This is a genomic window from Prevotella sp. C0209C1, assembly GCF_056583855.1.
Genome location: NZ_JBWPJP010000024.1, coordinates 23,541 through 37,213 on the forward strand (window position 1 = coordinate 23,541; position 13,673 = coordinate 37,213).

The window sequence follows — 13,673 nt, forward strand, 5'->3', positions numbered from 1 at the left end:
AATGCGATGATAAAGAAAATATTGGTTTCACAACCTAAACCAACAAGCGATAAATCGCCCTATTATGATATATCTTCCGACTTAGGTGTGGAATTAGTTTTTAGACCCTTCTTTAAGGTTGAGGGGATTTCTTCTAAAGAATTTCGTCAGCAAAAGATCAATTTGTTAGATTATACTGCAGTAGTTTTCACCTCTCGTCATGCAGTGGATAATTACTTTAAGTTGGCAAAAGAGTTGCGTATCACTATACCAGAAGATATGAAATACTTTTGTGTTATTGAGACCATAGCTCTCTATATCCAAAAATATGTGCAATATAGGAAGCGTAAAGTGTTCTTTGGCAATACTGGAAAAATAGATAGCTTGATACCTTTAATGCAAAAGCATAAGAATGAAAAGTTTTTAGTTCCACAAAGTTCTGTTCATAATAGTGCTATTTCTTCTTTGCTTGAGGCTCATAAGTTAAAGCATACAGAATGTATAATGTATCGCACTGTTACTAATAACATGTCAGAAGAAGAGGTCAAAAATTTTGATTATGACATGGTTGTTCTATTCTCTACGACGGGTGTAAAAGCCTTAAAAGAAAATGTTCCTGGTTTAGAACAAGGCGATGTTAAGGTAGCTGCTTTCGGTTCGGCTACAGCTAAAGCTGTAGGAGACTTAGGTTATCGTTTAGACCTTGAAGCACCTACAGCGCAACACCCTTCTATGACCGGTGCTTTAAAGGCGTATTTAGAGGCAAATAATAGGGTAAAATAATGTCTATTTTATACACAGATGCATGTTCAAAACTTATATCTTCGGAACGTAAGCCATCTATGTTTAAGTTCCGTAAAGCTGAACGCCTGTGTAGTAAAAAACAAATAGAACTGCTCTTTGAGGGTGGTGCCAGCAAATCAATGACGGCATTTCCCTTAAGAGCAGTTTTTCGTTTTATACCTAACGAAGCTGTTCAAAACAATAAAAAAGCAGAGCTTATCAATAACAACGTTAATACCGTCGATGCTCAGGTACAGCTGCTTATTAGTGTTCCTAAAAAGTTTTTTAAAAGAGCTGTAAAGAGAAATCGCATAAAACGACAAATACGTGAAGCTTTTAGAAAGAACCGTTCGTTACTTAACACGGTGCTTACCTCTTATAAAGATAAACAGCTACTTATAGCCATGATATGGCTTGATGATAAGCTATATAGCTCTATTCAGATAGAACAACGTGTGTGCCACTTAATGAAACGTATAGGAGAGGTAGAGATATGAAATCATTAAATGATATAAAAGGCAATTGGATAAAAAAGATTATACACCTTTGTTCGTATAGTCTTTCCATATTATTATGTATACCTATTGTGTTTTATCAACATTTTATCTCACCATTTACACCACCTTCATGCCGTTTTACACCGTCCTGTTCTGTCTATGCTAAACAAGCTATCATGAAACATGGTCCTATAAAGGGGCTTGCATTAGCTATTTGGCGCATCTTACGATGTAACCCATGGGGAGGAAGTGGTTATGATCCAGTACCATAACCTAATATTATAATATCCAGACTAATAATAATAAATAAAGATTTTGCATATAACCCTAAAACAATAAAGCAATGAAGAACTTTGTAGAAGAACTACGTTGGCGTGGAATGTTGGCACAGATGATGCCAGGTACGGAAGAGTTTTTAATGAAAGAAATGGTATCAGCCTATTTAGGTACTGACCCAACTGCCGACTCACTGCATATCGGACATCTGTGCGGCATAATGATGTTACGCCATTTGCAGCGTTGTGGCCATAAGCCTTACCTACTTGTTGGTGGTGCTACGGGTATGATTGGCGACCCTTCCGGTAAGAGTCAGGAACGCAATTTACTTGATGCTGATACCTTATACCATAATCAGGAAGCTATAAAAAAACAGGTTAGCAAGTTTTTAGATTTCGATAGTACTGAGCCTAATAAAGCTGAAATGGTTAATAATTATGATTGGATGAAAGACTTTACCTTTCTCGATTTTGCTCGTACCGTAGGTAAACATATTACTGTAAACTATATGATGGCCAAAGATAGCGTTAAGCGTAGATTAAACGGTGAGGCTTCAGATGGGCTTTCTTTCACAGAATTTACATACCAACTTCTACAAGGTTACGACTTTCTTTATCAGTATCAGCATTATGGCATAAAGTTGCAACTTGGTGGTAACGATCAATGGGGTAACATGACTACTGGTTCAGAACTTATCCGACGTACCCTCGGAAGTGAGGCTGAGGCTTATTGTCTCACTTGTCCACTTATAACAAAGGCTGATGGGAAAAAGTTTGGAAAAACCGAAAGCGGCAATATATGGTTAGATCGTAACCGCACTACCCCTTATGCCTTTTATCAATTCTGGCTCAATGTCTCTGATGATGATGCTGCAAAATATATCAAAATATTTACTTCGCTCGATCAAACTACTATAGAAGCACTGATAGAAGAGCATAGTGCTGACCCCGGTCGACGTATTCTTCAGCATCGTTTAGCAGAGGAAGTTACTCGTATGGTTCACTCACAAGAGGATCTTGATATGGCTATTGCTGCATCAAATATCCTCTTTGGCAAAAGTACTAAAGAAAATTTGTTACAGCTTGACGAACAAACCTTTACTGATGTTTTTAAAGATGTACCTCATTATGAGATAAGCAAAGATGTTTTAGGACAGCCTGCCGTTGAGGTTATGAATCAGGAAGGCATGAATATTTTCCCATCAAAAAGCGAGATGCGCAAACTTGTAAAAGGAGGAGGAGTAGCTCTCAACAAAGAAAAACTTACTGCTTTCGATCAAGTTATTACAGCTAATGACCTCATAGATGGTAAATATCTTTTAGTGCAAAAGGGTAAGAAAAACTACTCTTTAATCATTGTAAAATAATAAAATTATATTTACATAATATGCAAACAGGGTATGAAAAATAACTTTTCATACCCTGTTTGCATATTGTTATTACCTACATTAAATGCTTAAAGATTAACTCCTTAAATATAACACTATACTGTTTAAAAAGAAATACATTACACCTTTGGAAGAAATTTAATCTATTTTTGTTTCATTTTTAGTTTATTTTTCTATCAAAAATAATCTATTTTCCATAACTACAGTTATTCCCTTATATACAAAAATAATATTTTTTTACTTTTAAAAGATTATCTTTTACTTTTCTTCTGCTTCCATCTTACGCAGTAATATTAAGGCTTTATTTTCATTATCTTCCATTATTTCACGTTCTCCTGGCCCTTTATCATTTATACCACACAGATGTAAAATACCATGAATAATAACACGTTCCAATTCGTTTTGGTATGTCTTTTTAAATAGTTCTGCGTTAGTGCGTACAGTATCTATAGATATAACAAGATCTCCACTTATTGTGTTTGCCTCATCATAATCAAAGGTAATAATATCAGTGTAGTAATCGTGCTTAAGATATTCATTGTTTATCTGTAGTATCTTTTCATCATTTACAAACATATAGCCTATATCTCCCGTTTCATAACCATGACTTTTTGCCACTGCTTTTATCCACTTAGAGATTAGTCTTTTCCTTATTTTAGGCATCTTAACGCCTTCAGCACTATATGTTATCATATTTTTTTTATTTTGTTTTTTATAATTTCTTATAAATATAATTATATCTTATCGTCCTTATAATATATATCCATCTGGTATATAAGGCTTAACGTCTTGACCAAAGTGTATTAATTCCCTAACTATACTTGAGCTAATGCTAGATAGCGATGGCTCTGTAAAAAGTAATATCGTTTCTATTCCACCTATCTGCTTGTTTATATCAGCTTGTTCTCGCTCATATTCAAAGTCTTTTACACTTCGTATTCCTTTTATTAAATATTGAGCTTGTTCCTTCTGTGCAAAACTTACCGTAAGACCAGCATAGGCTTTTACTTCTATTTTGGGCTCGTTAGCATACAAAATAGCTATTTTTTTCACCTTTTCCTCAGATGTCAGCATTGATTTCTTATGTTCGTTTATCCCCACTGCTATCACTATTTTATCAAACAAGGGTAAAGCACGTTGTACTATAGACGCATGTCCTATTGTAAAAGGGTCAAAACTACCTGCAAAAATACCTATCTTCATACACTTTTGATGTTTTTGCAAATATACATTAAAATGAGCAGATAACCAAAGAAGCATTATTTAAAAGAATAATAAGCTATAATTAAAAGCCGACGCAGATACATATTTTTACAAACAAAACAATTAGCTTATTTATATATCAAAGTTATTAGATTATCTTTGTTAAATAAATCTTGAGCCACAGTCTGAATATCACTAACTGTAATATTATCAATATATTTATATAGCTTTTGAGTATCCTTTAACATACCATAATGTAAAAATAACTTTCCAAAATCTAACGCATAAGCCTCTCTGTTATCAGCAGCAATACCTATCTGTCCCTTTATTTGCCTTTTTGCCTTAGACAGCTCTTTATCGGTAAGCGGTACTTCCATTATTTTGTTTAGCTCTTCCCTAATAAGATTTAAACAAGTATCTACATCATGGGAATCGCAACCAAAGTATATACTCCATATTCCAGCACTCTCATAAGTAGCCATTGTGCTCTCAACGGTATATACTAATCCGTTTTTCTCTCGCAAACTAAGATTAAGACGTGCCGACATACCAGGACCTCCTATAATATTATTAAGCAGATAGAGTGGCATATAACGTTTATCATGTATGCTATAAGCATGTGTACCTATCATGACATGTGTCTGATGTGTATCTTTATTTATTATAATAGGTGATGTTATGCCTTGTGCGTAATGTGGTATAAGCATTGGTGGCTTTACTTTTTTACGCGGTTTTATATTAGGAGTATACTTGCTTAATAATGTAACAAGCTGCTTAAATGAGATGTTTCCATAAGCATAAAATATAGCATTATCTGGGCGATAATATTTCTTTGTAAAGCGTAAAGCGTCTGCTGTAGTAAAACTTCTTACTGTTTTAGCTTCACCAAGTATGGCATGACCTAAAGAATGATGCCGAAAGATAAGATTCTCAAACTCATCGAAGATAAGTTCTGAGGGAGAATCATTATACAATTCTATCTCATCACAAATAACCTCTACCTCCTTATTTATTTCGTTTTGAGGATAAGTACTATTAAAAACAATGTCGCTCAACAGATCAATAGCCATTTCTACATATTCATTTAGAATAGCAGAATAATATACCGTTTCGCTTTTTGTGGTATAAGCATTAAGATCAGCTCCTACATCTTCCAAATAATTAATTATATCGAGTGAGTCTCTGTGCTTTGTACCCTTAAACGTAACGTGTTCACAAAAGTGAGCAAGCCCCTCTTCGCCTATAACTTCATCTGAAGTTCCTGCATTAATTTCATAACCACAATATACCACATTAGCTTCTGAAGGTAAGTGGATAATGCGCAGTCCGTTATCAAGTGTTGCTATATTATACTTCATAAGATATATGCAAAATTAGGAAAAAAGATTTAAAAGGCTTTGAATTTCCCCTAAATAGCAGTAAATTTGCATAATAATAATGTATTTAGAGTGTGCTTTGTGTTGAGTACATTGTTAATAAAACATCAAAAATTAAATAGTAATGCGTAAAATAATTGGCATTGGTGAAACTGTTTTAGATATTATTTTTAAGGACAGTAAGCCCATAGAAGCTGTACCTGGAGGTTCCACTTTTAATGCTATCACCTCTTTAGGTAGGTGTGGTGTAAGTGTGTTTTTTATATCCGAGGCAGGTGATGACAGAGTGGGGCGTTACATTTTAAGCTTCCTTAAAGATAATGGAGTGGACACAGGAAATGTAAATATGTCTAATGGGTTTAAATCGTCTTTATCACTTGCTTTTCTCAACGAGCATAATGATGCTGAATATATCTTCTATAAAGATGAGGCATATAATCAGCTCGATTTCAAACTTCCTGACATTCAAGCTGACGATATTATCCTTTTTGGGTCATATTACGCCGTTAACCCTATGCTTAGAGCTCAAATAGTAAGTTTGCTTGATTATGCACGCAGAAAAAAAGCTATTATCTATTATGATGTAAATTTTCGTCCATCACATCGTGATGAAGTAATAAAAATAACACCAAACCTGCTCGAAAATTTCGATTACGCAGATATTGTAAGAGGTAGTAAAGAAGACTTTGAAACATTATACAAGCTAACTGATGGAGAAAAAGTATTCAACTCTTATATCTCCTTTTATTGTAAACGTTTTATTTATACACAAGGAGCTAACCCTATAGAGGTGCGCGGTGATCATAATTTTGCAAAGTCATACCCCGTAATAAGTAGCAATATTGTAAGTACCGTTGGTGCTGGAGACAACTTTAATGCTGGCTTTATCTATGGCTTACTTAAATATCACATTACAAAAGACATTTTAGATAAAGGCTTAACAGAAGAACAATGGGACGCATTAGTAGCTTGCGGACAACGTTTTTCTGAAGAAGCATGTAAAGGGATATTCAATTATGTGAGCAAAGACTTTGGCAATAAGATGCGAATAAAATAAAATTTAATACAGAAAAATAAAATTTAATATAATATATGAAAGAAATCGCTAACAAAGTATATTATGTAGGTGTAAACGACCGCCATAAAACTCATTTCGAGGGTCTTTGGCCACTTCCATACGGTGTAAGTTATAACTCATATTTAATAAAAGACAAAAATAAGATTTGCTTAATAGATACAGTAGAAGTAGACTTTTTTATGCAATTCTTAAATAATTTGCGAGAAGTTATTGGCGATTCTCCTATTGATTATGTAGTCATTAATCATATGGAACCTGACCATTCAAGCTCTTTAGCTTTACTTAAAAAGTATTATCCCGAAATAAAATTAGTGGGTAATAAGAAAACTTTTGAAATGGTAGCAGGATTTTATGGCATAAAAGAAGATACTCTTGAGGTGAAAAATGGTACATCTTTATCTCTTGGAGATTATACATTGAAATTTTATCTAACACCTATGGTACATTGGCCAGAGACAATGGTAACATGCTGTGAAGGACCTTCTAATTTCCTTTTCACGGGAGATGCTTTTGGTGCTTTTGGTGCTTTAAATGGTGCTATAGTAGATGATGACATGGATACAGAGATGTGGTGGGACGAAATGGTGAGATATTATTCTAACATTGTTGGAAAGTATGGACTACAAGTGCAGAACGCTTTAAAAAAGATAGCAGATCTTTCCATTGAATATATATGCTCTACACATGGTCCTGTTTGGCATAAAGAGGTGAATAAAGTGATAGAAATATACGACCATTTATCTAAATATGAAACAAATAATGGTTTAGTTATTTGCTATGGATCTATGTATGGTAACACTGAACAAATGGCAGAACTTATAGCAGAAGGAGCTTCTAAAACCGGATTAAAAACCATAAAAATACATAATGTTTCTAAGATACATCATAGTTATATTATAAAAGATATATTTAAATATCGTGGACTTATTATGGGCGCACCTACATATAATGCCGGTATTTTCCATGATATGGAATCGCTTTTGAGCGAGATTGAAAATCGTGATATTAAGAATCATTACCTTGGTTACTTTGGTTCCTTTGCATGGGCACAGAAGAGTGTAAAAATACTTGATGCTTGGGCAGAAAAAAATAAATACTTTGAAGTAGTGGGAGAGCCTGTAACTATGAAACTTGGAATTAGTCCAGAAATAAGAGAAAAATGCTTAAACTTAGGCAAAGAAATGGCTAATAGATTATTAAACTAAAATATTAAAAAGAAAGGATTAAAAGCTTACGAACTGTAAACAACTATACTTTTAATCCTTTCTCTTTACATTTATATCTATATTAGTTTAATAACAAACAGGTGAATCATCTATAATATCTTTCTTTTTTTCCTAAAAATCAACTTTGAATAATAACATATAGCTTGCACTTATATCTTCTTTTTTGTATTAATACTTTACCTTATATTCATATATTGTGTAAACCTTTTCATTTTAAAGTTAATACTTTTCTTTTATAATATAGAGTAGAATATGTATCTTTTGTTTATCTTTGTAGTATCCTAAATAAAATAAGGTTAAAAGAATAATTACATCTAAATAAACAAATTAAGCGCATTATGAAAAAGATCAGTTTGATTTTATCAATCTTTCTTTTTGCTTTGCCATCTATAATGATGGGACAAACAGTAAAATCACCTAATGGAAAGGTCAGCGTTACCTTTTCTTTAGAACAAAATGGTGTCCCTACTTATGAGATGAAATACAAAGGAAAGACAGTTATAAAGCCATCTCACTTAGGACTGGAGTTAGCTAAAGATAAGCATGCAAGTAAAGGATTAGAAGAAACAAACCTCATGGACGGTTTCACTAAAACTAACTATAAGGTGTCTACTTTCGATGAAACGTGGACACCAGTGTGGGGAGAAACAAAAACTATTCGTAACAATTATAATGAATTGGAAGTAGACTTGAGGCAAGAATCAAGTAACCGCAATATAACTATTCGTTTCCGAGTATACGATTGTGGTATGGGATTACGTTATGAATTTCCACAACAAAAAGACTTAAACTACTTTATAATAAAGGAAGAACATACTCAGTTTGCTATGACTGGCGACCATATTGCATTTTGGTTACCTGGCGATTACGACACACAAGAGTATGAAACACAAATATCAAAGCTATCTGAAATACGTGGAAAGATGAAGAAAGCTATAACAAGTAATGCTTCACAAACACCTTTTTCACCTACAGGAGTACAGACATCACTACAACTAAAAACAGCAGATGGATTATATATAAATATCCATGAAGCAGCTTTGATTGATTATCCAGCAATGCACTTAAACCTAAATGATAAAACCTTTGTTTTCGAATCGTGGTTAACCCCTGATGCTGTTGGCAATAAAGGCATGATACAAACGCCTTTTAACACACCTTGGCGTACAATAATGGTAAGTGATGATGCACGTGAAATGTTATCAAACAACCTGATACTTAATCTTAATGAGCCATGTAAAATAAAAGACACAAGCTGGATTCACCCTATAAAATACTGTGGAGTTTGGTGGGAAATGATTGCTGGAGGCAAGCCATGGGCATATACAGATGAGTTTGTTTCAGTAAAATTAGGACAGACAGACTTTACTACAGCTAAGCCAAATGGTCGTCATCCTGCTAATACAAATAACGTAAAGAAGTATATAGATTTTGCTGCTAAGAATGGTCTTCAGGAAGTTTTAGTAGAAGGTTGGAATATAGGTTGGGAAGACTGGGTAGGACATTGGAAACGCGATGTATTCGACTTTGTAACTCCTTACCCTGATTTTGATATTAAAGAACTAAATGATTATGCTCATTCTAAAGGTGTTAAGCTTATGATGCATCATGAAACTTCTGGTTCAACAATAAACTATGAGCGCCATATAGAAGCAGCTTATAACCTTATGAACAAATATGGTTATGATGCAGTAAAGAGTGGTTATGTTGGTGATATATTACCACAAGGAGAGTATCATTATAGCCAACCTATGGTGAATCATTATCTATATGCCGTTCAACAAGCCGCTAAGCATCACATTATGGTGAATGCTCATGAAGCAGTTCGCCCTACAGGCTTGTGTCGTACCTATCCTAACTTAGTAGGAAACGAGAGCGCTCGAGGTACCGAATTTGAGGCTTTTGGCGGTAGTGAGCCATATCATACTGTAATTTTGCCTTTTACTCGACTTCAAGGAGGTCCTATGGACTATACTCCAGGCATATTAGAAACTAAGCTATCTAAATGGTGTGACAATCCAAGTTATGTACATACCACTTTGGTAGGTCAATTAGCTTTATACTGCACTATGTACAGTCCGCTGCAAATGGCTGCCGATTTACCTGAAAATTATGAAAAGTATGCTGATGCATTTCAGTTTATTAAAGACGTAGCTGTTGACTGGGACGACTCTAAATACTTAGAGGCTGAGCCTGCACAATATATTACTGTTGCACGAAAGGCTAAAGGAACAAACAACTGGTTCATAGGTGGTAAATGTGATCAGAATGGACATAAGAGCACAATAAAACTCGATTTCTTAGATAAAGGTCGTAAGTATAAAGCTACAATATATACCGATGGCAAAAATGCTAGTTATGATAAGAACCCTTCTTCATATATTATTACTAAAAAAACATTGAAGCGTGGTGATACTCTTAATATTACCGAAGCTCCCGGAGGAGGCTTTGCTATAAGTTTGATAGCACTATAATATAAAGCGTAATATAAATATTAAACGCCTGAAAACATATTGTTTTTAGGCGTTTAATTCTTTTTATACCTCTTATAGTTCCTTTATAGCAAGATGATAAGATAATAATTTTATATAGATTAAGAACTATTTATACATGTTTCTTTTGTGCTAATGAATAATTTACTTAATTTTGTAAAGAAAATAAGCGTATAATTCTGTTTAGTATATACATTGTTATAATGTATTCTAAGTAAGAAAAATTATAAATTACCTAAATTATTTCTTTATTAGTATGAGACTAATTATTGAGCAAGATGTTTCTAGCCTATCGCAATGGGCATCTGAGTATGTTATCAAACGTATTAATTCCGCTCAGACAACTGCGGAAAAACCTTTTAAACTGGGGCTCCCTACAGGTTCTTCACCATTAGGAATGTATAAAAATTTGGTTAAGGCTTATCAAGAAGGTCGTGTTTCTTTTGCCAATGTAATCACTTTTAATATGGACGAGTATGTAGGTTTACCTGAAGAACACCCCGAAAGTTACCATTCTTTTATGTTTTCTAACTTTTTTAATCATATAGACTGCCCAAGAGAGAATATTCATATTCTTAACGGTAATGCAGAGAATTTGGAAGACGAGTGTAACCGTTATGAAGAAATGATAGCTCAAGCAGGTGGTATAGATCTCTTCATTGGTGGTATAGGCCCTGATGGTCATATTGCTTTTAATGAGCCAGGTTCATCATTAGTATCTCGTACTCGTGTTAAAACTCTAACACAAGACACTATCATTGCTAATGCTCGTTTCTTTGACAATGATATAACTAAAGTTCCAAAACATGCTTTAACAGTAGGTGTAGGTACTGTAATGGACGCTAAAGAGGTGCTCATACTTGTTAATGGTCATAATAAGGCACGTGCTTTGCAAGCCGCAGTAGAAGGTGGTGTAACACAAATGTGGACAATCAGTGCACTTCAGCTACATCAACATTCTGTTATTGTATGCGATGAAGCAGCTACTGACGAATTAAAGGTAAGCACTTACCGCTACTTTAAAGACATTGAATCAAAAAATTTATAATTTATAAAAAAACAAACACAAGATAATAGCAAGAAGAAAGGAAGTGATTTATGAGACTTAATCTAAGTGAGGAGATTGTTTTAAATAGTGTTTCTGAAGACTTCTATCGCCCTAAAACAGCCGTAGACCGTTCTGAAATTACACGCTTTGAGAAGATATATACCGACATTTATCCATCTATAGCTGAAGGTACACGCTTTTTAGCTAATAGTATTGCTACCCAGATTAAGAAAAAAGCATGCGAAGGCAAGTATTATGTGTTGGCAGCTGGTACAGGTTTATCTCTAACCCCAGTATATGAAGAGCTTATTCGTTTACATAAAGAAGAAGGCCTTAGCTTTAAGAATGTGGTAGTATTTAATGCTTATGAGTATTTTCCTCTTAACGAAAAAAGTAACTATAAGAGTATTACTCAATTACGCAAAAAGTTTATAGACCACGTAGATATAGACCTACAAAATGTTTTTACACCTGATGGAACTATTCCTCAAGAACAAGTACAAGAGTCTTGTCGCTTGTATGAGCAACGCATAAAAACATTTGGTGGATTAGATGCAGCTCTTTTGGGTATAGGCCGTAGTGGTAATATTGCTTGTAATGAGCCAGGTTCAAGCTTAGCTTCTACCTCTCGCTTAATACTGCTTGATGCTTTATCACGTCAAGAAATGACTATGAGTTTCGGCTCTTTAGAATCAGTTCCCCCTTGTAGTATCACAATTGGAATAAAAACTATATTATCTGCAAAGAAAGTGTTTATTGCAGCATGGGGTGATGAGAAAGCAGGCATTATCCAAGAGATGGTAGAAGGATCTGTTACCGATAGCATACCAGCTTCTTTCCTTCAAACCCACGAGGGTGCATGTGTTGTAACCGATTTAGCTGGTGCTGCTCGTTTAACCCGTATTGTTCATCCTTGGCTTGTAACATCTTGTAAGTGGACAGACAAGCTTACTCGTTCTGCCTTAGTTTGGCTTTGCGGTATTACCAAGAAACCTATTTTAAAACTCACTAATAAAGACTATAACGAAAATGGTCTAAGCGAGCTGTTAGCTCTTTATGGTTCAGCCTACAATGCTAACATTAAAATTTTTAATGATCTTCAGCATACTATCACAGGTTGGCCAGGAGGAAAACCTAATGCAGACGACAGTAATCGTCCTGAACGTGCCAATCCTTATCCAAAACGCGTTATAGTATTCTCTCCACATCCTGATGATGATGTTATTTCTATGGGTGGAACACTTCGTCGTTTGGTACAACAGGGGCATGAGGTGCATGTGGCTTACGAAACATCTGGTAACATAGCTGTAGGTGATGAGGAGGTAACTCGCTTTATGCACTTTATAAACGGATTCAATCAGCTATTCAATAATGCTGGTGATGAGGTAATAAGAGGTAAGTATAAGGAGATAAAAGAGTTTTTAAAAAATAAGAATCCTAATGATATCGACTCGGTAGATGTCCGCACTATTAAGGGCTTAATTCGTCGTTGTGAGGCACGTATGGCGTCCAGTTATAATGGCATTCCGCTTAGTCGTGTTCATTTTTTAGACCTACCTTTCTATGAGTCTGGCAAGATAGAGAAGCTCCCCATGAAAGAAGCTGATGTTAAAATAGTACAGAAACTATTACAAGAAGTGCAGCCACATCAGATATATGTAGCTGGCGATTTAGCAGATCCTCACGGCACTCATAGAAAGTGTACTAATGCTGTTCTTGCTGCTTTAGACGAGGAGAAGAAAGCAAATGCTAAATGGTTAGACGACTGTCGTGTATGGATGTATCGTGGTGCATGGGCAGAATGGGAAATAGAAAACATTGAGATGTGTGTACCTATGAGTCCTGAAGAGCTCCGTGCTAAACGAAATTCTATCTTACGCCATCAAAGTCAAATGGAAAGCGCACCTTTCTTAGGCAATGATGAACGTTTGTTTTGGCAGCGTGCAGAAGACCGTAACCGTGGCACAGCTGAGCTTTATGACAAATTAGGCTTAGCTTGTTATGAAGCTATGGAGGCTTTTGTACAATATCATTTACTATAATAATTATCCTTATAATACTTAAAACACTATCTTTTTCCGATAAAAACATAATATGTTTTCCATAAAAAGGATAGTGTTCAGAATGAAAAATAAACTATTTTTGCGGTAATTTTAATTTATTTTTACTGCAAAAATAGTTTATTTTTATTTTTAATGATTAATCATTTATTATTAAAACAATTATCGTTTACTAAATAAAAAGTATCTACTTAGTCGTCCCTTAAAAACTATATTTCAGCATAAAGTTTGTACTGACAAGCTTTATGCTGATTCTTTTTATAAGGCA

The 13,673-nt window shown here is 34.6% G+C and carries 12 protein-coding genes; 9 read left to right on the forward strand and 3 right to left on the reverse strand.

Features of this window, described 5'->3' with window-relative positions; translation table 11 throughout:
- Positions 1 to 6 precede the first annotated feature (6 nt).
- From AC1DCD_RS07355 to tyrS, 4 genes are all read left to right on the forward strand, one after another.
- The gene (locus AC1DCD_RS07355) at positions 7 to 762 is read left to right on the forward strand and encodes a uroporphyrinogen-III synthase (RefSeq protein WP_464639255.1); all 756 of its coding nucleotides are present in this window, start codon (positions 7 to 9) and stop codon (positions 760 to 762) included.
- Positions 762 to 1,259, forward strand: a complete 498-nt coding sequence (rnpA, locus tag AC1DCD_RS07360; RefSeq protein ID WP_019036040.1) for a ribonuclease P protein component — start codon at positions 762 to 764, stop codon at positions 1,257 to 1,259. The genes AC1DCD_RS07355 and rnpA overlap by 1 nt, the downstream gene beginning before the upstream one ends.
- Positions 1,256 to 1,531 (forward strand): membrane protein insertion efficiency factor YidD, encoded by a 276-nt coding sequence (gene yidD / locus AC1DCD_RS07365; RefSeq protein ID WP_019036041.1) that lies wholly within the window; start codon positions 1,256 to 1,258, stop codon positions 1,529 to 1,531. Before rnpA ends, yidD begins: the two co-directional genes overlap by 4 nt.
- Before the next feature lie 71 nt (positions 1,532 to 1,602).
- Positions 1,603 to 2,901 (forward strand): tyrosine--tRNA ligase, encoded by a 1,299-nt coding sequence (gene tyrS / locus AC1DCD_RS07370; protein WP_008447361.1) that lies wholly within the window; start codon positions 1,603 to 1,605, stop codon positions 2,899 to 2,901.
- Between the two features lie 279 nt (positions 2,902 to 3,180).
- Here the strand turns inward: tyrS and ybeY are convergent, their stop codons facing one another.
- From ybeY to AC1DCD_RS07385, 3 genes are all read right to left on the reverse strand, one after another.
- A complete protein-coding gene (ybeY, locus tag AC1DCD_RS07375; protein WP_008447328.1) occupies positions 3,181 to 3,615 on the reverse strand; it encodes an rRNA maturation RNase YbeY in 435 nt (144 codons plus the stop codon).
- A gap of 57 nt (positions 3,616 to 3,672) precedes the next feature.
- Positions 3,673 to 4,125: a pantetheine-phosphate adenylyltransferase gene (gene coaD, locus AC1DCD_RS07380; protein ID WP_008447386.1), complete on the reverse strand. Its 453-nt coding sequence runs from the start codon at positions 4,123 to 4,125 to the stop codon at positions 3,673 to 3,675.
- Positions 4,126 to 4,253: 128 nt separating this feature from the next.
- Positions 4,254 to 5,483: a M16 family metallopeptidase gene (locus AC1DCD_RS07385; RefSeq protein WP_464639258.1), complete on the reverse strand. Its 1,230-nt coding sequence runs from the start codon at positions 5,481 to 5,483 to the stop codon at positions 4,254 to 4,256.
- A gap of 142 nt (positions 5,484 to 5,625) precedes the next feature.
- Between AC1DCD_RS07385 and AC1DCD_RS07390 the strand changes: the two genes are divergently transcribed.
- The 5 genes from AC1DCD_RS07390 (at position 5,626) to AC1DCD_RS07410 (ending at position 13,387) form a co-directional block, all read left to right on the forward strand.
- Entirely contained in the window at positions 5,626 to 6,558 is a 933-nt protein-coding gene (locus AC1DCD_RS07390) for a carbohydrate kinase family protein (protein ID WP_308532726.1), read from the forward strand.
- 35 nt (positions 6,559 to 6,593) lie between these two features.
- Positions 6,594 to 7,784 (forward strand): FprA family A-type flavoprotein, encoded by a 1,191-nt coding sequence (locus AC1DCD_RS07395; RefSeq protein WP_464639261.1) that lies wholly within the window; start codon positions 6,594 to 6,596, stop codon positions 7,782 to 7,784.
- Positions 7,785 to 8,143: 359 nt separating this feature from the next.
- Positions 8,144 to 10,279 carry a glycoside hydrolase family 97 protein gene (locus AC1DCD_RS07400; protein ID WP_464639263.1) on the forward strand — a complete coding sequence of 712 codons (2,136 nt, stop codon included), beginning with the start codon at positions 8,144 to 8,146 and terminating at the stop codon, positions 10,277 to 10,279.
- A gap of 274 nt (positions 10,280 to 10,553) precedes the next feature.
- Entirely contained in the window at positions 10,554 to 11,345 is a 792-nt protein-coding gene (nagB, locus tag AC1DCD_RS07405; protein ID WP_008447391.1) for a glucosamine-6-phosphate deaminase, read from the forward strand.
- A 50-nt stretch (positions 11,346 to 11,395) separates the two neighbouring features.
- The gene (locus tag AC1DCD_RS07410; RefSeq protein WP_008447403.1) at positions 11,396 to 13,387 is read left to right on the forward strand and encodes a glucosamine-6-phosphate deaminase; all 1,992 of its coding nucleotides are present in this window, start codon (positions 11,396 to 11,398) and stop codon (positions 13,385 to 13,387) included.
- The last annotated feature ends 286 nt before the right edge of the window (positions 13,388 to 13,673 follow it).

Excerpts from the sequence above, each read along its gene's own strand:
- coaD (WP_008447386.1), bottom strand. The coding sequence starts at position 4,125 with ATGAAGATAGGTATTTTTGCAGGTAGTTTTGACCCTTTTACAATAGGA.
- nagB (WP_008447391.1), top strand. The coding sequence starts at position 10,554 with ATGAGACTAATTATTGAGCAAGATGTTTCTAGCCTATCGCAATGGGCA.
- AC1DCD_RS07390 (WP_308532726.1), top strand. The coding sequence starts at position 5,626 with ATGCGTAAAATAATTGGCATTGGTGAAACTGTTTTAGATATTATTTTT.
- AC1DCD_RS07355 (WP_464639255.1), top strand. The coding sequence starts at position 7 with ATGATAAAGAAAATATTGGTTTCACAACCTAAACCAACAAGCGATAAA.
- AC1DCD_RS07385 (WP_464639258.1), bottom strand. The coding sequence starts at position 5,483 with ATGAAGTATAATATAGCAACACTTGATAACGGACTGCGCATTATCCAC.
- rnpA (WP_019036040.1), top strand. The coding sequence starts at position 762 with ATGTCTATTTTATACACAGATGCATGTTCAAAACTTATATCTTCGGAA.
- AC1DCD_RS07400 (WP_464639263.1), top strand. The coding sequence starts at position 8,144 with ATGAAAAAGATCAGTTTGATTTTATCAATCTTTCTTTTTGCTTTGCCA.
- yidD (WP_019036041.1), top strand. The coding sequence starts at position 1,256 with ATGAAATCATTAAATGATATAAAAGGCAATTGGATAAAAAAGATTATA.
- ybeY (WP_008447328.1), bottom strand. The coding sequence starts at position 3,615 with ATGATAACATATAGTGCTGAAGGCGTTAAGATGCCTAAAATAAGGAAA.
- AC1DCD_RS07395 (WP_464639261.1), top strand. The coding sequence starts at position 6,594 with ATGAAAGAAATCGCTAACAAAGTATATTATGTAGGTGTAAACGACCGC.
- tyrS (WP_008447361.1), top strand. The coding sequence starts at position 1,603 with ATGAAGAACTTTGTAGAAGAACTACGTTGGCGTGGAATGTTGGCACAG.
- AC1DCD_RS07410 (WP_008447403.1), top strand. The coding sequence starts at position 11,396 with ATGAGACTTAATCTAAGTGAGGAGATTGTTTTAAATAGTGTTTCTGAA.